This is a genomic window from Paenisporosarcina cavernae (genome assembly GCF_003595195.1).
In the GTDB taxonomy this organism is placed as follows: Bacteria; Bacillota; Bacilli; order Bacillales_A; family Planococcaceae; genus Paenisporosarcina; species Paenisporosarcina cavernae.
Genome location: NZ_CP032418.1, coordinates 104,165 through 123,446 on the forward strand (window position 1 = coordinate 104,165; position 19,282 = coordinate 123,446).

A 19,282-nucleotide genomic window follows, 5' to 3' on the forward strand; every position below is an offset into this window, starting at 1 on the left:
CCATAAAAAAAGCGGACCTACTAGAAATTACTCCCACATTTGTTTGTGTAGAGTCTAGTCGGTACCGCTTCTATATGCTATAATTACTTAGTTATGTTCTATAATTTAAATTAGTTTATATGTATCCTTATTTTAATTATAGAACAAAATTCCGGAGGTGTCAAACATATTCTCTTCCGAGAATGAAAAAAGGGGTGGCGTAATGGAGTCCAATCTACTTTTAGAACAACAGCGCGTGAGGGAAATGATGAAATTCATTCAACTGGAGATCGCGAAGCTGGAGGGAGATACCACTAAGCTGAAAGAAGATGTCATTCACATTCGAAAACATTTTTGGGATGAAGTGAGAGTGAGTACTGATTCGTTTGATGATTATATGGAAACGATTATCGGTCTACGACAAGAAGCGCAAGCATTGGCGATTCGTCAATCCACTCATCGACATGCAGGGGAACGGTTAGATGCATTAAAACGTCTACAACATATTCCTTACTTTGGTCGTATCGATTTTAAAGAGGAAGGGACGGATCAAACGGAGCCGATTTATATTGGTGTGGCGACGTTAACGGATCCATCCGGAGAAGATTTTCTTATTTACGATTGGCGTGCACCGATTGCGAGTGTTTACTATGATTATGAACCTGGACCTGCGATGTACCGAATCCCGGACGGTGGGAACATTCAAGGAGAATTAGAAAAGAAGTGGCAATATATTATTCGTGATGGAGAGCTCGTGTCCATGTTTGATGCGGGAGTCACCATTGGCGATGAAGTACTGCAACAAGTGCTTGGTCAAGGAACGGATAAACAGATGCAATCGATTGTAGCGACGATTCAACAGGAACAAAATAGAGCCATTCGCCATGACAAAGGGAAATTGCTCATTGTGATGGGGGCAGCTGGTAGTGGAAAAACATCTGTTGCGATGCAGCGAATTGCGTATCTTCTATATAAATACCGAGATACGGTCACGAGTGATCAAATCTTGCTCTTTTCACCTAACCCGATGTTTAGTAGCTATGTTTCGAATGTTCTTCCAGAGCTTGGGGAAGAAAATATGCAACAAGCGACATTTCAAGAGTACATGCGAGATCGTATTGACGAACAATTTAAGATGGAAACGCCGTTTGCTCAATTAGAATATGTGCTGACTAAACGCGATTCTCCAAATTACCCTGTTAGAATCGCAGGGATGAAGTGGAAAGCATCCGTCGCATGCTTTGACTATATTCAAGAAGCGATTACCCGATTCGGAACAGAAGGAATGGCGTTCCGAGATATCCGTTTCCGTGGAAGAATACTGGTGAATAAAGACCAAATTGCGAAACGGTTTTATTCACAGGAGTCGACGATGCGATTTGCGAATCGCTTAGAAGAAGTGCGGTTATGGTTGGAGAGTAAACTCAAAGGATTTGCGCAGAATGAACGGCAAAAACCGTGGGTGCAAGAAGCGGTAGATTCCTTAGATAATGCGCAGTTTTACGAAGCTCAAGTCGCACTTGCGAAGCAAAAAGGGCTACGTGGGGATGACGTGTCAGACGTCGAAGTGGATGAGAAGGATCTTGCCAGATTAATTGTGCAGCGGCGAATGAACCCAGTTGTAAAGGCAGTGCATTCCTATGATTTCGTGGACTGGACCGGCCTTTATTGTCAATTATTTGATGTCCAATCTAATGGGAATGTGACGTTGCCAAAAGAATGGAAAGCGATTGGAGCGATGACAAAGAAAACGCTTGATCGTGGACATATTTTTTACGAAGATGCAACACCGTTCATTTATTTAAAAGAAGCCATGCTTGGATTTGCATCAAACCGTTCGATTAAGCATGTCGTGGTAGATGAAGCGCAGGATTATTCACCGTTTCAATTTGCATTTTTAAAGCAGTTATTTCCCTCTGCGAGAATGACGGTGTTAGGCGACTTTAATCAGTCGATTTTTTCTCATTCACAAGATTCGAATGAATTTTCGTTATTGACTACGCTTTTTGGCGAAGAAGAGACGTCAAGTATTCACTTAGCGAAAAGCTATCGCTCGACCAAACCAATTGTAGAATTCACAAAACGACTTGTCCCGAATTCTTACCCTATCGTGCCATTTGAGCGTGATGGAAAAGAACCAGTGGTAGAAGAGTTTACGTCGAAAACTACGCTTCATGCAAAAATTGTGGCGAAAGTGAACCAGTGGAAAGAACAAGGATTCACGAGTATCGCCATCATTTGCCAATCAGCGAAAGAAAGAAAAGACGTTTCAAGCGTACTAGGAGAAACGATGGATCATGTGTTGATCACAACAAAGTCTAACGAATACGAAGAAGGTGTCGTTGTCATACCTTCTTATTTAGCGAAAGGCATAGAGTTTGAAGCGGTTATTGTCTATAATGCATCCGATAAAGTGTATGGAGACGAAAGCTTACGTCGAACGCTTTATACGGTGTGCACTCGTGCAATGCATGAGCTTATTGTGTTTAGTTTAGGACCGAAAAGTCACTTTTTAGAAGAATAAAGGAATAGATGCTAGCTCTCTTAAGCGTTTAAATGCGCAAGCGGGCTAGCTTTTCTTTTGGAAATAAAGTATGGCGTTTTCGCGAGCGAAAACGGTCCACTTGGAAGTAGGGGTTCTCAGGGTAAGTGGGGATTTCTAGTAAGCACATCCAAAAAGTAATACAAATGGCGTTCTATTGGCGCGAATCCGAGCTCTATAAGCGGGACGCATCTTCCTATAAGGGCGAATTTCCGTCTATAAGCGCAAAACCCGATTCTATCAGCGCAAAGAGTTTACTAACGTTTTTGTATTGACAGAAAGCGAGTATAGGAGTAATTTATCTAATAGTGTTAGATAAATATTGGAGGACGTAGAATGAATTATTCGAAGCTTGCTGAAGAGTTAATGGAGTCAATGATTCGCGTGCGGAAATTGTCGTTAAATAAGCAACTTGATAACGTGTCATTTGGGGAACGGAAGATTCTTGCCTATTTGCACTATCACAATAATGGAGCGACTTCTGGTGAACTGAGTGAAAAACTGGATCTTACGACGCCGCGAGTAGCTTCCACGTTAAAAAGCTTGGAGAAAAAAGCATTTATTAAACGAGTGCAAGATCCATCAGATAAGCGTGTGGTGATTGTTACTGTGACGAAAGAAGGTCGAGAATTTGTGAAACGAGAGCGAGAGGAAGCGCAAACGGCACTTTCTTACTTGTTGCAAGAACTCGGGGAAGAGGATTCAAAAGATTTCACGCGCATTATGAAGCGTATAGCGACAATAAAAGAATCGAGATAAAACACCTTGAGTTTGGAATAAGTGGGGAGTGCTTCTCAACTAGACAAAGAGAAAGTGGGAAAACGAAAATGCTGAAATTGTTATCGTATTTGCAGCGCAAAGAATGGACATTTATCGCCTTTAGTGTGATGTTCATCGTGCTACAAGTGTGGCTAGATTTAAAACTTCCAGATTATATGTTCAAAATTACGATGCTTGTTCAAACGCCTGGAAGTGAAACGGGGGAAGTGCTAGATCAAGGGGTATTCATGCTCTTATGTGCAATCGGTAGTATGGCAGCTGCGATTGTGACGAGCTTTTTTGCAGCTCAAGTAGCGGCTGGTTTTTCGTTGCGATTGCGCCGACTCGTGTTTGACCGAACGTTAAGTTTTTCGATGGAGGAAATGAATCGATTCTCTACACCAAGTCTTATCACACGTTCGACGAATGATATTACGCAAGTGCAGTTACTCATTGCCACAGGGCTTCAAGTAATTGTGAAAGCACCGATTTTAGCGGTGTGGGCGATTTTTAAAATTACCGGTAAGAGCTGGGAGTGGAGTGCGGCTACTGGTGTGGCGGTTGCGCTTCTTATCGCAGTGTTACTCGTCATCGTGCTTGTCGCTTTACCGAAATTCCGAATTATTCAAACGCTTACCGATAATTTGAACCGTGTAACTCGGGAGAATTTGTCTGGAATTCGTGTCGTACATGCCTATAATGCGGAAGGCTTTGAAGAACAAAAATTCGAAGTGGCAAATGAGGAATTGACACGCACGAATTTGTTTACGATGCGCACAATGGCGATCCTTATGCCGACGATAGGCTTCATCATGTCGGGAATTAGTCTCGCGATTTACTGGATTGGAGCGTTTTTGATTCAAGCAGCGTCAGGACCAGAAAAACTGACGATTTTCTCGAATATGGTCGTCTTCTCTTCCTATGCAATGCAAGTAATTATGGCATTTATGATGCTGTCGATTATTTTCATTTTACTTCCACGTGCAGCGGTCTCCGCAAAACGTATCCAAGAAGTATTAGCAACAAAAGCAATGATTTTACCTGGGAATGAAGTGCAAGGTAAGCCCGGCATAAAAGGAAAAGTAGAGTTTCACAATGTGACGTTCCGTTACCCAGATGCAGCAGAAGCGATTTTAGAAAATATTAGTTTTACTGCCTCGTTAGGTGAAACGGTCGCGATCATTGGGTCAACAGGCAGTGGGAAGAGTACGCTCGTCAATTTAATTCCTCGCTTTTTCGACGTAACAGAAGGAGAGATACTAGTTGACGGAGTAGATGTCCGGAACTATACGAAAGAGGCCCTTCATTCCAAAATAGGGTTTGTCTCACAAAAAGCGGAGTTATTCTCTGGTTCTGTGAAATCAAACGTGGCATTTGGCGATACATCGATTGAAGAAGATATGCTGAAAAAAGCGCTGGAAATTGCGCAAGCAGCTGACTTTGTAGAAAAAATGGAAGAGCGCTATGAAGCGCCTATTTCTCAAAGTGGAACGAATTTGTCGGGTGGGCAAAAGCAGCGTCTGTCAATTGCGAGAGCGATTTACAAGCAACCTGAAATTTATGTATTTGATGATTCGTTTTCCGCGCTCGATTATAAAACGGATCGTGTATTGCGTTCGTTGTTGAAGCAAGAAATTTCAGATGCGACGTCGATTATTGTGGCACAACGAATTGGAACGATTAAAGACGCGGACCGAATTTTAGTATTAGATGAAGGAAAACTTGTCGGCACCGGAACACACGAGGAATTAATGGAAACGTGTGACGTGTATCAAGAGATTGCATATTCGCAATTGTCGAAGGAGGAGCTCGCAAATGGCTAGAAAAAAACGAAGCAAACCCGATAAACAACAAACCAATTTTAAAGAGCCGATGCTTCGACTTCTTGCGTATTGCCGGGACTACTTAGCTTGGATCATCACTGCACTTGTACTGGCAATGGCGGGAGCGATATTTAATATTATCGGACCTGAATTACTCCGTGAAATTACCGATTTAATCACAGAAGGTTTGGGTTCGTCGATCGATTTAGATGCGGTGATGCGCGTTGCGGTTATTTTAGCGAGCTTGTATGTGCTTGGTTTTGTGTTCAACTATTTACAAGGCTTTATCATGGCGACCGTCACGCAGCGAGTATCCAAAAAGTTGCGAACGAATATCTCTGGAAAAATTAATCGCCTACCCCTTCGTTATTTCGACCGGAATAGCACTGGGGATGTGTTGAGTCGCGTCACGAATGACGTCGATTTAATCAGTCAAACCATGAACCAAAGCTTGAGTTCACTCGTGGCAGCTGGCACGATGTTTCTTGGATCACTCATTATGATGTTCTATACAAACTGGATTATGGCAATTTCTGCCGTATTGTCGACTATTATTGGGTTTGGATTAATGACGGCAATTATTGCGAAATCCCAGAAGTTTTTCCGTCAACAGCAGCAAGAGCTCGGAAATATTAATGGACAAATTGAAGAAATTTATACTGGTCACACAACAGTAAAAGCATACAATGGGGAAAACCTAGCAACAGATGATTTTAATGCGATCAACACGCGACTATATGACAGTGCCTGGAAATCGCAATTCATTTCTGGGTTAATGATGCCTCTTATGATGTTTGTCGGAAACTTCGGCTATGTTGTCGTCAGTGTTGTCGGTGCCGTTCTTGCGACAAATGGCAAAATCTCCTTTGGGGTCATCGTTGCCTTTATGCTATACATCCGCTTATTTACACAACCGCTTTCTCAGCTAGCTCAAGTAGCAACCAATTTACAAGGGACAGCTGCTGCAAGTGAACGTGTATTTGAGTTCTTACATGAAGAAGAATTAGAAGTTGAACACCAAAAAACAACGCAACTTACACCAGAAAATGTACGAGGAGATATCGCATTCCATCATGTGCAATTTGGTTATGAACCGGAATCGAACGTCATCCAAGATTTTTCATTCGAAGCAAAAGCGGGTCAAAAAGTAGCAATAGTTGGTCCTACGGGAGCAGGGAAAACCACGCTGATCAATTTACTCATGCGCTTTTATGAAGTGACAGATGGGGAAATTTTGATCGATGGCGTGCCAACGAGTGCCATTACACGAGATAATTTGCATGAATTATTCTGTATGGTGCTGCAAGATACTTGGTTGTTTGAAGGGACCATTCGAGACAATATTAAGTACAATCAACAAAACGTTACAGATGAAGATGTCGAAGCGGCTTGTCGAGCTGTCGGTCTACACCATTTCATCCATACCTTGCCGAACGGCTATGACACGATCTTAGACGACCAAGCGAATTTATCCGCAGGTCAAAAACAGTTGATCACGATTGCACGTGCGATGGTAGAAGACGCGCCGTTCTTAATCCTCGATGAAGCGACAAGCTCCGTTGATACACGCACAGAAGTGCTCATTCAACAAGCGATGGACCGTTTAACCGTCGGGAAAACATCATTTGTTATTGCCCACCGACTTTCGACGATCAAAAATGCAGATGTCATTTTAGTCATGCGAGACGGAGATGTGGTCGAAAGTGGCACACACGACGAACTATTAGCGCAAAACGGTTTCTACGCTGATTTGTATAATAGTCAATTTGATGTCGCATAAAAAGTTGTTTCAGCCAGGTATTCTTTTCCATGAAAAGATACTTGGCTGTTTTTGTAACTAAATTGCTTATTGTGGTGTTATAGGTTGAACGGATCGAGGAGATCAGTTAGCGGTTTAGAGGAATGAACTGCAATGATTGATACGCGCCAATAGAATTGGCAAAACCGCCGATAGAAATCCGATTTGCGCTGATAGAATTCATTTTGCGCCAATAGAAGGTAGAGCTGCGCTGATAGAACGGTGTTTCGCGCTTATAGGGAGTCTTTTATAGTGTTATTATGATGCTGGTAATAAAATTCACTTATCATCTGGATGGGAAAATGCATCGTATTTAACGGAAGCGTTACATTCTATAAGCTCATGTTGAATATACGCTGTTCTAATTGTCATACCCAACGGAGCTTGCATCGGAATGAAGCTGTTTCGTTTCTACACGAAGCTGTCATCAAACCTTAATCCTACCCTTACATAAGGTTAACACTAGATTTACATTCGTTTGGTTAAATCAAATCGTAAGCATTCCAACTCACAGGAGGTAGTACGAGGATGAATAAGAACAAACGAGTGAAAACTGGAGTTACCGCAGCATTAGCATTGGCCATCTCTGTCCCTGCATGGGCACCTGCCGAAGCGTTTTCCCCTAAACACATGAAAGTGGAGTCGGTACAATTTAATGGGATGGAATCACCAAAGACAATTGACGAAATGGTTCAAACTTACACAACTGCTACAGTGGATGTAACATACTCGAATGGTAAAGTTACATCGTATCCTTTATCTTATCAATCTCTCTTTAAATCCGAAGACAAAGTAGCTACTGTAAACGGAGAAAAAATTCCTGCTGGTACGCCAATTGATGTAAATGGTCAGCCAATTAAAGATCCTAGCAGCCCAACTGGAGATTACTTTGTTTCCGATGCGCCAGATTCAAATAGTGTATTAAATCCAATTGGTGGAAAACTCTATATGGTGACACATTATGAATACCAAACAATCGACAAAGCTGGAAATTCAGCATATGGACTAGTTCCCGCATCCATGTCGCTAACCACATTAAATCAATCGAAAAAAACCGGTGAATTGACACCGAAGAACGTGCAAAAAATCGATTTCTCCGAAGTTAATGGTCTTTGGATTCCTTGTAATGGATCGCTTTCCCCGTGGAACACACATCTAGGATCGGAAGAATACGAACCAGATGCACGAGCTTATTTAGATCCTACTTCGACGACAAGAAGCCAAGTTGATACCTTTGGTAAGTTGTATTTTGGAGAGGAAGACAAAGCGAACCCTTATTTTTACGGCTACATTCCAGAGATTTCAATCAACAAAAAAGGGGAATCATCTGTTGTTAAACATTACAGCACAGGTAGATTCTCGCATGAAATGACAAAAGTAATGCCTGATAACCGTACGTTGTATTTTGGAGATGATGGAAGTCAAACTGCGATGTTTATGTATGTTGCAGACAGAGAAAAAGATTTGTCAGCAGGTACATTATACGCAGCGAAGTTCCATCAAACAGGAACGAAGACAGGCGGTTCAGGAGACTTGGAATGGATTAAATTAAGTCATAGTACGGATAAAGAAGTAAAAGCTATCATAGATAGTGGAATAACCTTCGAAGATATATTTGAAAGTTCGGATGTTCCAAAAGAAGGATTTACTGCGATTAAAACATACGCAAATAATGGAAAAGTCGAATATCTTAAGCTGAAACCAGGACAAGAAAAAGCAGCTGCACTGTTGGAATCACGTCGTTATGCAGCACTGTTAGGAGCTACGACGGAATTTAATAAGATGGAAGGTCTAGCGTTAAATGCACAGGATCATGCCTTATATATGGCAATTGCAGATCAGAGTAAAGGGATGGAAAAAGACCTTACTGGAAAGGATCCAGTGGATGATATACAATTGCCGAAACTCAAATCTGGTGTAACGTACCAGCTAAATCTGCTAGGGAACCAAAAGGATCGCAAAGGCGCGCTAATCCAGAGTGATTATGTGGCGAAATCCATGAAGGGACTATTAGTAGGGGAAGATTTAAAAGCTCCAGATGCTTATGGGAATACTGCGAATGTAGATAAAATCGCCAATCCAGATAATTTAAGTTATTCCGATGCAATGAATACATTATTTATTGGAGAAGATAGCAGTGCGCATACGAACAACTTTGTGTGGGCGTATAATCTGGAAACGAAAGAACTTGACCGTATATTATCAACACCTGTTGGAGCGGAATCTACTGGTTTATTTGCCGCAGATGATCGAAAAGGATTTTCATATATCTTCAGTAATTTCCAACATCCAGGAGATGAAGTGGCTGGGAAAACCATCACTGCTGTTGACAAAAATGCGTTACTGGAAGCAGTAGATGAACAAATAGGTATAAACCAAACAGGTGGAGTTGGATATATTTCTGGATTACCATCGCTTCGTAACACAGAAAAAAAGTAACACTATAAATGAATGAACTGCCAGCCTCTAGAAGGAAAGCGCAACGTATGTTGCGGCTCCCCTCCGGTGGCTGGTACTATTTTTCCTCTACTTGCTTACTGGCGTTGGGGGAGTACGAAAGAGGTGGACAAATTTGATAAAAAAAATAGTGGATAACAAAAAAGATTATGTGGATTTACTACTACTTGCGGATGAATCGGAGACGATGATTGGACGCTATTTAGATCGGGGCGATATGTTCGTCTTGGAAGAAGACAGCGTTAAATGTATCGCGGTCGTGACGGATGAAGGAAATGGTGTTGTGGAATTAAAAAATCTTGCCACAACTCCTTCCGCTCAGCGAAAAGGCTATGGCAAGAAAATGGTTCAATTTCTAATGAACTATTTCGCTGAAAAAGCGGATGTTATGCGAGTAGGAACCGGTGATAGTCCTCTTACCATTCCTTTTTATGAAGCATGTGGCTTCGAGTATTCTCATCAAATCAATAACTTTTTCACGGATCATTACCCGGAACCTATTTTTGAAAACGGAAAGCAGCTCGTTCATATGATCGTGATGGAGAAGCGGTTACGATAAACAAGCTATTCATCCTTTCATTTCAACTCGCCCTTTTACAGCATCTATCAACTCCGTAATCGTTTGCTCATCATTTTCTTGCAGTGCTTCAATGATTTTACTTCCGACAATTACGCCGTCTGCATAGTGACTTAGTTCCCGAACTTGCGCTGGTGTAGAGATGCCAAACCCAGTGAGGACTGGAACAGGGCTGACTTTCTTTAGCATTGCGACATGATCCGCCAAATTTTCGTGGAACGTTTCTTTCGCACCTGTGATGCCCGTAACAGTCACGGCGTATAAGAAACCTTCCGATGCTTTGGCAATTCGTTCCATACGATCTACTGGACTCGTTAGTGTGACTAATTGGATAAGTGCAATCGAAAAGACTCGTAGTTCGTCGTGCAGGAAGTCGGATTCTTCTAAAGGTAAATCAGGAACGATGACTCCACTAATGCCAGACTCATGGCAATCTTGTGCAAATTCACGAAGTCCGTATTGAAGGACCGGATTGAGATAGGTCATGATGACGAGTGGGATTTGAACGTCGGCGCGAATTTTTCGTACTTCCTGTAAAACATGCTTTAATGTGATGCCGTTTTCAAGCGCTCTTTTTCCGGCTGCTTGAATCGTTGGACCATCTGCCACTGGGTCTGAGAAAGGTATTCCTAGTTCGACGGCAGTTGCACCAGCTTTTTGGAATAAAAGAAGTTCTTCTTTTAAGCGATCGAGTCCTCTGTCTCCAGCCATCATATACGGAACGAATGCCCGATTCCCATTTTCTACTTGGCTTTCAATTGCTCGTTGTAACACGTGTTTAGTCATGGCTTCCACCTCCTAGTGCATCTCGCACTGTCACCACATCTTTATCTCCTCTACCAGATAAACAAACGACCACAAGTTGATCGGATGGCATTTCTTTTGCCATTTCCGCTGCGTGAATAATAGCATGGGCAGATTCTAAAGCAGGAATGATCCCTTCTGTTTGAGCAAGTAGTTGCACGCCATCTAGTGCTTCTTTGTCTGTCACAGAGGTATAGGTAACACGGTTAATTTCTTGTAAGTAACTGTGCTCCGGACCAATCCCAGGATAATCTAACCCAGCAGATATGGAATGTGCTTCTTGTATTTGACCTGCTTCATCTTGCAGTAAATGCATCATCGCTCCGTGTAATACGCCGACTGAACCTTTTGTCAGAGTTGCAGCATGTTTATCTGTGTGGACCCCTTTACCCGCTGCTTCCACGCCAACCAATTTTACGTCTTCATCTTCAATAAATGGAAAGAACATTCCCATTGCATTGCTGCCTCCACCGATGCAGGCGACAATCGCATCAGGTAAACGTCCTTCTTTTTCTTGTATTTGTCTCCGGGTTTCGTCTCCTATAATTCGCTGAAAGTCCCGCACCATTTTCGGGAAAGGATGAGGTCCTAGAACGGAACCGATAATGTAGTGGGTGTCTTCTACATGGGATACCCAATAACGCAGTGCTTCATTGACCGCGTCCTTTAACGTCCCACTTCCTTGATCCACGCTAATTACTTTGGCTCCGAGTAACTCCATTCGAAACACATTCAATTGTTGGCGTTCAATATCTTCTTTCCCCATGAAGACCACACATTCTAAGTCGAGCAAAGCGCAAACAGTTGCTGTCGCAACACCGTGTTGACCTGCTCCTGTTTCGGCGACAATTTTCCGTTTCCCCATTCGAACAGCGAGTAGCGCTTGGCCAATGGTGTTATTGATCTTATGTGCACCAGTGTGATTTAAATCTTCTCGTTTCAAGTAGATTTTCGCTCCACCCATTTTGCGCGTTAGTCGTTCTGCATAATACAATGGATTTTCTCGTCCGATGTAATCCCGCAAATAGTACGACAGTTCCTTCTTAAACGCGTCGTCTTTTATGGCATCTTCATATGCAGCTTCTAGCTCAATGACTGCTTGCATCAGTGTTTCGGGAATAAAACGGCCACCATAGTTACCGAAATGTCCTTTTTCATCTGGTTGATTGTATAACTTCACCATTCTCATCTCTCCTTATCTAGTACTGCTTGAACAAACGCATGAATTTTCGTTGTGTCCTTTCGTTTACTCGTCTCTACTCCGCTCGATACATCGACCATATATGGTTGGATTTTTTGGACGGCTTCTCGCACATTGTCTGCGTGTAATCCGCCAGCTAAAATCACTTTTTCTTTTGGAATTGATTCATTCGCTAAGATGTTCCAATCAAAAGCCTTTCCTGACCCACCACGATACGTCGTTCCAGGAGTGTCGAACAAATAGAAGTCCGACGGGTAGTTCAATGCTCGTTGCACATCTTCTTGCGAAGAAATCGAGAACGCTTTAATGACGGGAACACGAAGCGATTCCACAAATTCGATTGATTCATCACCGTGCAACTGCGCATAGTCCAGTGGTATTTCATTTGCATACTCCTCAATGGTATGTAAATCTTCATTCACAAAAACACCGATCACTAAAATATGGGAAGGAATTTCTGCGATTAAATTTTTTGCTTGCGAAAGGGTAATTTGACGTGAACTATTCGCAAAAACAAACCCAATTGCATCGGCTCCAGCTTCTACCGCTGCACGGACGTGCTCTGCTTCTTTGAGTCCGCAAATTTTTACCATGGTCATTGTTCGGTACCTATTGGTACTTGTAAGGATCGTACCGTTTGCTTGACATTTGCAGTTGTCATTAACGTTTCGCCAACTAAAAGGGCTTTCACACCAGCGGATGCAACACGTGTCGCATCTGCTGTAGATCGGATACCGCTCTCGCTAATGAAGACAACATCAGAGGGCAAAGGAACGTGACCTGCTATGTCTTCCGTCGTCTGTAAATCAACTTGAAACGTGGTTAAGTCTCGATTATTGATGCCGATTAATTGGGCTGATAGTGCGAGTGCCCGGGTTAACTCTTGCGTGGAATGCACTTCTACAAGTACTTCTAGTCCTAGAGAAACGGCATAGGCATGTAAGTCTCGAAATGTTTCATCGTCAAGTGCGGCGACAATTAGTAAAATAACGGAAGCTCCGGCTAAATAAGCGCGATCAATTTGCGACGTATGGATGATAAAGTCTTTGCACAGAACAGGAATGGAAACGTTAGACGCAACTAATCGTAGGTCTTCAATCGAACCGTGAAAAAACTGTTCATCTGTTAAAACAGAAATCGCGGAAGCTCCAGCCGCTTCGTAAGACTGTGCTTGCTGGAGCGGATCGATATGTTCGTTTATGGCTCCCTTTGACGGAGAAGCGCGTTTTATTTCCGCAATAATCTGAAGCTCTTTCGCCTTGAGTAATTGTTGGTATAAAGACGGTTTCTTTATGCCTACTTTCAATGGGAGCTCCGCATATATAGGCGATTCGTACGTTCGGATTTCTTGTTGTTTCACCGCTAAAATACGTTCTAAAATGTTCATCCTTTTACCTCCAAAAGTTGCCGATGGTTACTGTAAGTAATCACTTGCTGTAACGACTGCAATGCATTTCCGGATTGAATACTTTTTCTCGCTTGATGAATTCCTTCTGAAATAGTGGTGCTTACTCCCGCTGCGAACAAAGCGATGCCTGCGTTTAATAACACCGTATCGTAATAAGGGGAGGGTTCGCCTTGCAACACGCTTCGTAAAATGGCGGCATTTTCGTTGGCATCTCCACCGCGAATTGCGTCAAGAGGCGTGACTGGTAAACCAACCTCTTCCGGGTGAAGGGTGAACGACATCGTCTTGCCGTTTTCCATGAGAACGAGATGATTCGTTCCTGCAAGCGAGGCTTCGTCTAAACCGTCTGGACCTGTTACGAGTACCGCGCGATTTCTCCCTAACTGATGAGCTACTTTTGCTAATTGTGTTAAACGGCGTTTGTCGTAAACACCGATTAATTGCGACGAAAGGTTGATGGGATTCGTTAATGGTCCGATTAAGTTAAAAATACTGGCTTTACCGAGTGATTTTCGTACTTCTTGCACACGTTTTAACATGGGATGTACATGGGGTGCGAACAAAAAAGCGATATTCGCTTCTTTGATCAAGTGGTTGATTTCTTTTGGATGAAAATCGAGTGCAATACCGAGTGCTTCCAAAACATCTGCACTTCCAGTGGATCCAGAAATTTTCCGGTTACCGTGCTTCGCCACTTTCAACCCAGTACCAGCTAAAACGAATGAAACGGTTGTACTGACATTAAACGTATTGGCACCATCTCCACCTGTACCGCACGTATCAAATATCGTCTTCGACTCGAGGGGAATTTGCACCGCATTTTCCTTCAGTACACGAACTAACGTGGTAATTTCGTCGACGGTTTCCCCTTTTTTGGTTAACGCAACGAGAAATTCGGCGATGTCTTCTTTTGGGGTGGTAGGGAAAACTAGTTGTTCCGCTGCTTGTCGCATATCGAATTCAGTTAACGACATACCGCAAGTCACTTTTTCTATAAACTCTCTCATCTTCAACTCTCCTCTGCTCGGACACCGCAAAACGCAAAAAAGTCCCCTGCAAATGAACAAATTGTTCATCTGCAGAGGACGGAAATACCGCGGTGCCACCTCATTTAAAAGCGTTTATCGCTTTCACTTGATGATCGATAACGGGGATCAGCCGTTTTCCCATACTCTATTCTGGGAAACTCTCCAAAGTCCATTCACGTCACGCCATCTATCAGCTTCCACCAACCGCTGACTCTCTATAAGAATGACCTTACGCTACTACTCTTTGTCGTCGATTTCTCTGCTCGTCTAAACTCTGCTCATCTGTTCTTCAGGCGATGTCGCTCCCGACACCTTCTGCCATAATCCCGAACAAAAAAGTTGTTTCCATCTTATAACCGTGTGGAATATCTGTCAAGCTCTTTAGATAGCTGGCGTTGTATGTAAGAACTCCTCAGTTTTTACGCTTGAGTTAAATACCAACTGGAATTCTTTCAAAGCTAATGACGAATATAAGCAAAAAATCAATTCAATAGCTAGGTACAGAAGAATGGAATCTAACTATATTACATGGCATGTTTAACACCCTTTTTAATTAGCCACTGATTGGCAGGATAACTCGTTAAAAAGCCTAATATCATGGCAATTTGCATCATAAACCAATAGGTAGGTTCAGTTGGATCTAATGGGTTAGGGAATAATACATAATGTACAATGGCCATCCACCCAAACATTCCGATTTCAAATGCAAATAGAGAGAAAGAATCAGCTTTCACAGCTTGCCATAAAGCATGGGTTTTCCCCTTTTGTTTATTCATCGGATAAATCGAAAAAAATTGAAAAAGGATACCAAATACATAAGCTAAGACAAACTCAACCGTATAATGAGCAAACAACGTAGAGCCAACAATTGTTAAACCACTCATCACGACTATTGGCACACCGATAACATCACCGACTGTACAACCGGCAGAACAATGGCTGGTCGATACAAATACTTTTGCTGCATGACTTCGGTGATCATCAATGGATATATTTTTTGCTTTCACTCGTCCCCATTTGAAATAAGTCCAAAGAGCAAACGGTCCAAAAAACCAGCCGTTAATCGGCCACACCACATTCATTATCGCCATTTTCTGAGAATGCATGATGACATCCGCCATGATGAGAATAGACGATAAAATCCCAATACCTAAAAAATTGATGAAACAGTTGTTAACATCAGATCATCCTTTCTATTCGTCGGGGTACTTATATATAAATACTCATTAAGAAAAGAGGTAATCGTTTATTCATTGAGAAGATGGAGGTTGCGAAATAACGATCATGCTATTTCAAATGTAGAAAAAGAATGAACAGTACATTAAATCGAATAGCAACTGAAGAGATCATTTTGTAATGGATTGACCATAAATTTAATCCTACTTGGTATAGGTGTAGTTTTCAGAATCACCAACTGAAAAGTACGAACAGAAAAAGGCATTAAAAGGACTTTAACCACCAATGCCTTTTGCTAATAAAAGGAAGCCTGCAAATACGAGAATAATTCCGTTTCCTAAGACTCCTATTGTGATGGAAAACCATTGTTTCGAAAGGATAGCGAATATAATTCCGAGTATGGAAAGAATACTGAAAGCACTAATGATGAAGGTTAAACTAGCATCTGGTCCTTTTGTCATGAAAAAGATGACTACACTAATGATGATCATTGAAACGGAAAGTAGTCCATATTTGTTCACGTTATTCATCCTTTCATTGCCCAAAAAGCGGGTGTATGGAAATTCTGCTACACTAAGCTTACCATAACGCAATAAGGAAAAAAGGGATTTTTATGGAAACCAAGGGGGATGTAATTTGGCAATAATTTTGGAAAAAGGAACATTCAAGGCGACGGGAGCTACAGTATATTACGAAGTGAAAGGTGCTGGCGAGAATGTGTTCATGATTCATGCTGGCATTGCAGATTCTCGCATGTGGGATGCTGAATTTGAAGAACTGACGAAAAACTATCGAGTCGCTCGCATCGACATCCCAGGATTTGGAGATAGTGACTTTTTACGTGGAGCTTTCTCGTTCACGAAAGTCTTTCAGGAAGTACTGGATTTTCTTCAAATGGAAAAGGTGCACATAATCGCGGCATCTTACGGAGGAAAACTTGCGATTGATTTTTGTTTGGAACATTCCGCACGATGTAAAAGTCTCGTGCTAATTTCTCCTGCATTAAGTGGGTGGGAACACTCCGAGTTTTTACAAAATTACGGTGCAAAAGAAGATCAATTGCTAGAAGAAGGTCGATTGGAAGAAGCGGCTCTTCTTAATTATGAAACTTGGATTGTTCGTGGTCGTGAGAAGCAGGAGGTTTCCGAAAATCTTCAGAAACTCATTCTAGAGATGCAAATGACGGCATTTTTAAAAGAAGAACCAACAAGGATTGATCTCATTCGAGCGGAAGACCACGTAAACAAGTTAGGAAAATTGTCGCTTCAGGTACTTGTCTTAATCGGGGAACTAGATGTACCTGATTTTCAGGAAATCGCCGACTTCATTTGCGAGGAGGCGCCTAATGCGGCGAAAATAATGGTGCCTAACGCTGCACATCTTGCTAACTTAGAAGCACCAACGTTTGTGCTTCAAACGATCAAGACATTTTTGCAAAAGGAAACCTCACGAAAGTAAGGAGAAGATGCTAGATGATACGAGATGGTCACGTTCACACGCATTATTGTCCGCACGGAACGAACGATCCCATGCGACAGTATGTAGAACGAGCACTCGCTCTTGGCTACCACGAAATTACATTTACAGAACACGCACCGCTTCCAGAAGGTTTTGTTGACCCCGTGCCGAAGCAAGATAGCGCGATGGATCACTCCGACCTCGAATTTTACGTATCGGAGGTAGAAGCGTTAAAAGCAGAATTCGCGGAACGCATTAAAGTGAATGTTGGTTTAGAAGTCGATTTTATCGAAGGTTTCGAGAAGGAAACGACGATGTTGTTGAATGAAATCGGTCCTCGTTTAGATGACGCGATTCTGTCCGTTCACTTTCTCCGGAATGCCGAGTCCTACGACTGTATCGATTATAGTCCGGATGTGTTCGGTGAACTTGTCTCGAAATACGGCTCTGTCGATTCTGTGTATGCACGATATTTTGCTACTGTGAAGAAATCGATCGAAGCAGACGTAGGAAATTTTAAGCCTAAGCGTATCGGACACATAACACTTGTACACAAATTTCAACAAAAATTTGCGCCTTCTCGGTCATTTGAACACGAACTGCTCGATCTTCTTGCGCTTGTTCAAGCAAAAGGCTATGAACTCGATTACAACGGAGCTGGCTTACTGAAACCATTATGCCGGGAAACGTATCCACCGCTATGGGTTATAAAAGAAGCAAAACGATTGGGTATTCCGCTCGTTTACGGTTCAGATGCGCACCAAGTAAGTGCCATGCATTTCGGTGTAGAGTCGATTGATTTATAAAATACGATTAACAGTGAAAGACTTGTCCTAGGACAGGTCTTTTTTCAATCCACCGAAAAGAGAGGCAGGATTTTTACTGTGAATATCCTAAAAAGTATCTCGAAAAGACGTCTATAAACGCACATTACGAGGTACACATGATGATAGTCAGTTGCAAACGTTCTTTCAAAGAGTGTTTTCTAGTTGACGAAGAAGGCTTTCCACGGTACACTTCTAATTATGATTTTAACACTCTACCACTCTAGTGAACTAAAGTGAAAAACAGAAGTTTAGAAAGGACGAGGCGTTACATGAGTGACTTATTTATGTTCGAGAAACCGGTCGGGTTTCGCGATACATTGCCAAAAATGGTGGACGCCAAAAATAACGTGCGTTCGGTATTGCAACGTGAAATTACACGGTGGGGCTATCAGTTTATCGAAACCCCAACGGTTGAATATTTTGAAACGGTAGGTTCGGCGTCAGCGATTTCGGATCATCAATTGTTTAAGCTTCTCGATCATCAAGGACATACGCTCGTGTTACGTCCCGATATGACGACACCGATTGCGAGATTGTCCGCGTCGAAAATGCGCAGCGATCATCCGCAACGTTTGGCGTATTCGACGAATGTATTTCGTGCACAACAAAAAGAAGGCGGCAGATTAGCGGAGTTCGAACAAATCGGCGTGGAACTCATTGGAGATGAGTCGGTAAGTGCCGACGCGGAAGTAATCGCGTTAATGGTAACCGCGCTTAAAGATGCGGGGATTCACGATTTTCAAGTGTCGATTGGCCACATGGGATTTTTACACGCTGTTTTCTATCAAATACTAGGCACGACGGAACGTGTCGAGAAGGCAACGACGTTTTTGCTAGAGAAAAATTACGTCGGATACCGAGAGCATGTCGCGAGTCTTACTTTATCATCGATTGATAAACAACGCTTGTATGACTTTTTGCAGCTAAGAGGAACCACGCAGTTGATGGAGGATGCAACTGCTATTATGGAACAAAATGAAGGCAATAATGCACTCGAGCAGCTTCGTAAATTGTGGGAAACGCTCGTTGATTACGGCGTCCAAGATGTGATTAAATTCGATTTATCGCTCGTGAGCCACATGAGTTATTATTCCGGTATTTTGTTTGAAGTCTACACCGATCGCGTGGGATTTCCGATTGGAAATGGCGGAAGATACGATACTCTTTTAAAGAAATTTGGAAATCCAACAGAAGCAACAGGCTTTGCGCTTCGTTTGGACTCTTTAGTAGAAGCAGCGGGCACACTTGCCAATACGACGTCGCCAATTTGTGTGTTATTTAGCGAAGAACAACGAGCTGCCGCGATTTCTTTGGCGAATGAAAAGCGGAGCGAGGGACATTCTGTCATTTTGCAAGACATTCAAGGTGTGAAAGAAATGGATGCTTTCACGGCACAATATGATGAAATTGTGGTGCTAGTGGGAAAGTCAGGAGGGAGAAAATAA

Annotated in this window: 16 protein-coding genes and 1 other annotated feature; of the genes, 9 read left to right on the top strand and 7 right to left on the bottom strand. The window is 42.4% G+C overall.

All coding sequences use genetic code 11. From position 1 onward, the window contains the following. Positions 1-202: 202 nt before the first annotated feature. From helD to D3873_RS00600, 6 genes are all read left to right on the top strand, one after another. Complete coding sequence (gene helD, locus D3873_RS00575; RefSeq protein ID WP_119882181.1) at positions 203-2,503, top strand: RNA polymerase recycling motor HelD; 2,301 nt, start codon at positions 203-205, stop codon at positions 2,501-2,503. A gap of 354 nt (positions 2,504-2,857) precedes the next feature. After that, complete coding sequence (locus D3873_RS00580; RefSeq protein ID WP_119882182.1) at positions 2,858-3,280, top strand: MarR family winged helix-turn-helix transcriptional regulator; 423 nt, start codon at positions 2,858-2,860, stop codon at positions 3,278-3,280. A gap of 68 nt (positions 3,281-3,348) precedes the next feature. Continuing rightward, the gene (locus D3873_RS00585; protein WP_119882183.1) at positions 3,349-5,103 is read left to right on the top strand and encodes an ABC transporter ATP-binding protein; all 1,755 of its coding nucleotides are present in this window, start codon (positions 3,349-3,351) and stop codon (positions 5,101-5,103) included. Further along, positions 5,096-6,883, top strand: a complete 1,788-nt coding sequence (locus D3873_RS00590) for an ABC transporter ATP-binding protein (RefSeq protein WP_119882184.1) — start codon at positions 5,096-5,098, stop codon at positions 6,881-6,883. Before D3873_RS00585 ends, D3873_RS00590 begins: the two co-directional genes overlap by 8 nt. 546 nt (positions 6,884-7,429) lie before the next feature. After that, positions 7,430-9,340: a PhoX family protein gene (locus D3873_RS00595; RefSeq protein WP_119882185.1), complete on the top strand. Its 1,911-nt coding sequence runs from the start codon at positions 7,430-7,432 to the stop codon at positions 9,338-9,340. 133 nt (positions 9,341-9,473) lie between these two features. Next, entirely contained in the window at positions 9,474-9,917 is a 444-nt protein-coding gene (locus D3873_RS00600; RefSeq protein ID WP_238473798.1) for a GNAT family N-acetyltransferase, read from the top strand. Between the two features lie 9 nt (positions 9,918-9,926). Here the strand turns inward: D3873_RS00600 and trpA are convergent, their stop codons facing one another. From trpA to D3873_RS00635, 7 genes are all read right to left on the bottom strand, one after another. Beyond that, complete coding sequence (gene trpA, locus D3873_RS00605; RefSeq protein WP_119882186.1) at positions 9,927-10,721, bottom strand: tryptophan synthase subunit alpha; 795 nt, start codon at positions 10,719-10,721, stop codon at positions 9,927-9,929. Continuing rightward, positions 10,714-11,922: a tryptophan synthase subunit beta gene (gene trpB / locus D3873_RS00610; RefSeq protein WP_119882187.1), complete on the bottom strand. Its 1,209-nt coding sequence runs from the start codon at positions 11,920-11,922 to the stop codon at positions 10,714-10,716. The genes trpA and trpB overlap by 8 nt, the downstream gene beginning before the upstream one ends. Before the next feature lie 2 nt (positions 11,923-11,924). After that, positions 11,925-12,539, bottom strand: a complete 615-nt coding sequence (locus D3873_RS00615; RefSeq protein WP_119882188.1) for a phosphoribosylanthranilate isomerase — start codon at positions 12,537-12,539, stop codon at positions 11,925-11,927. After that, complete coding sequence (gene trpC, locus D3873_RS00620) at positions 12,536-13,327, bottom strand: indole-3-glycerol phosphate synthase TrpC (protein WP_119882189.1); 792 nt, start codon at positions 13,325-13,327, stop codon at positions 12,536-12,538. The genes D3873_RS00615 and trpC overlap by 4 nt, the downstream gene beginning before the upstream one ends. Continuing rightward, on the bottom strand, positions 13,324-14,355 hold the full coding sequence (gene trpD / locus D3873_RS00625) for an anthranilate phosphoribosyltransferase (RefSeq protein WP_119882190.1): 1,032 nt from the start codon (positions 14,353-14,355) through the stop codon (positions 13,324-13,326). Before trpD ends, trpC begins: the two co-directional genes overlap by 4 nt. Positions 14,356-14,426: 71 nt before the next feature. Then, positions 14,427-14,636, bottom strand: a binding site (T-box leader). Positions 14,637-14,900: 264 nt separating this feature from the next. Further along, positions 14,901-15,482, bottom strand: coding sequence for a DUF4396 domain-containing protein (locus D3873_RS00630; protein WP_238473799.1), 582 nt, complete (start codon positions 15,480-15,482; stop codon positions 14,901-14,903). Between the two features lie 345 nt (positions 15,483-15,827). After that, positions 15,828-16,043 (bottom strand): hypothetical protein, encoded by a 216-nt coding sequence (locus D3873_RS00635; RefSeq protein WP_119884437.1) that lies wholly within the window; start codon positions 16,041-16,043, stop codon positions 15,828-15,830. 145 nt (positions 16,044-16,188) lie between these two features. Here D3873_RS00635 and D3873_RS00640 point away from each other — a divergent pair, with 145 nt between their 5' ends. The 3 genes from D3873_RS00640 (at position 16,189) to D3873_RS00650 (ending at position 19,282) form a co-directional block, all read left to right on the top strand. Beyond that, positions 16,189-17,010: an alpha/beta fold hydrolase gene (locus D3873_RS00640; protein WP_119882192.1), complete on the top strand. Its 822-nt coding sequence runs from the start codon at positions 16,189-16,191 to the stop codon at positions 17,008-17,010. Between the two features lie 14 nt (positions 17,011-17,024). Then, a complete protein-coding gene (gene hisJ / locus D3873_RS00645) occupies positions 17,025-17,816 on the top strand; it encodes a histidinol-phosphatase HisJ (RefSeq protein ID WP_119882193.1) in 792 nt (263 codons plus the stop codon). Between the two features lie 290 nt (positions 17,817-18,106). Beyond that, entirely contained in the window at positions 18,107-19,282 is a 1,176-nt protein-coding gene (locus D3873_RS00650; RefSeq protein WP_119882194.1) for an ATP phosphoribosyltransferase regulatory subunit, read from the top strand.

Excerpts from the sequence above, each read along its gene's own strand:
- D3873_RS00585 (WP_119882183.1), top strand. The coding sequence starts at position 3,349 with ATGCTGAAATTGTTATCGTATTTGCAGCGCAAAGAATGGACATTTATC.
- D3873_RS00630 (WP_238473799.1), bottom strand. The coding sequence starts at position 15,482 with ATGCATTCTCAGAAAATGGCGATAATGAATGTGGTGTGGCCGATTAAC.
- trpB (WP_119882187.1), bottom strand. The coding sequence starts at position 11,922 with ATGGTGAAGTTATACAATCAACCAGATGAAAAAGGACATTTCGGTAAC.
- D3873_RS00580 (WP_119882182.1), top strand. The coding sequence starts at position 2,858 with ATGAATTATTCGAAGCTTGCTGAAGAGTTAATGGAGTCAATGATTCGC.
- D3873_RS00595 (WP_119882185.1), top strand. The coding sequence starts at position 7,430 with ATGAATAAGAACAAACGAGTGAAAACTGGAGTTACCGCAGCATTAGCA.
- trpA (WP_119882186.1), bottom strand. The coding sequence starts at position 10,721 with ATGACTAAACACGTGTTACAACGAGCAATTGAAAGCCAAGTAGAAAAT.
- trpC (WP_119882189.1), bottom strand. The coding sequence starts at position 13,327 with ATGAACATTTTAGAACGTATTTTAGCGGTGAAACAACAAGAAATCCGA.
- trpD (WP_119882190.1), bottom strand. The coding sequence starts at position 14,355 with ATGAGAGAGTTTATAGAAAAAGTGACTTGCGGTATGTCGTTAACTGAA.
- D3873_RS00590 (WP_119882184.1), top strand. The coding sequence starts at position 5,096 with ATGGCTAGAAAAAAACGAAGCAAACCCGATAAACAACAAACCAATTTT.
- hisJ (WP_119882193.1), top strand. The coding sequence starts at position 17,025 with ATGATACGAGATGGTCACGTTCACACGCATTATTGTCCGCACGGAACG.
- helD (WP_119882181.1), top strand. The coding sequence starts at position 203 with ATGGAGTCCAATCTACTTTTAGAACAACAGCGCGTGAGGGAAATGATG.
- D3873_RS00615 (WP_119882188.1), bottom strand. The coding sequence starts at position 12,539 with ATGACCATGGTAAAAATTTGCGGACTCAAAGAAGCAGAGCACGTCCGT.
- D3873_RS00650 (WP_119882194.1), top strand. The coding sequence starts at position 18,107 with ATGAGTGACTTATTTATGTTCGAGAAACCGGTCGGGTTTCGCGATACA.
- D3873_RS00635 (WP_119884437.1), bottom strand. The coding sequence starts at position 16,043 with ATGATCATCATTAGTGTAGTCATCTTTTTCATGACAAAAGGACCAGAT.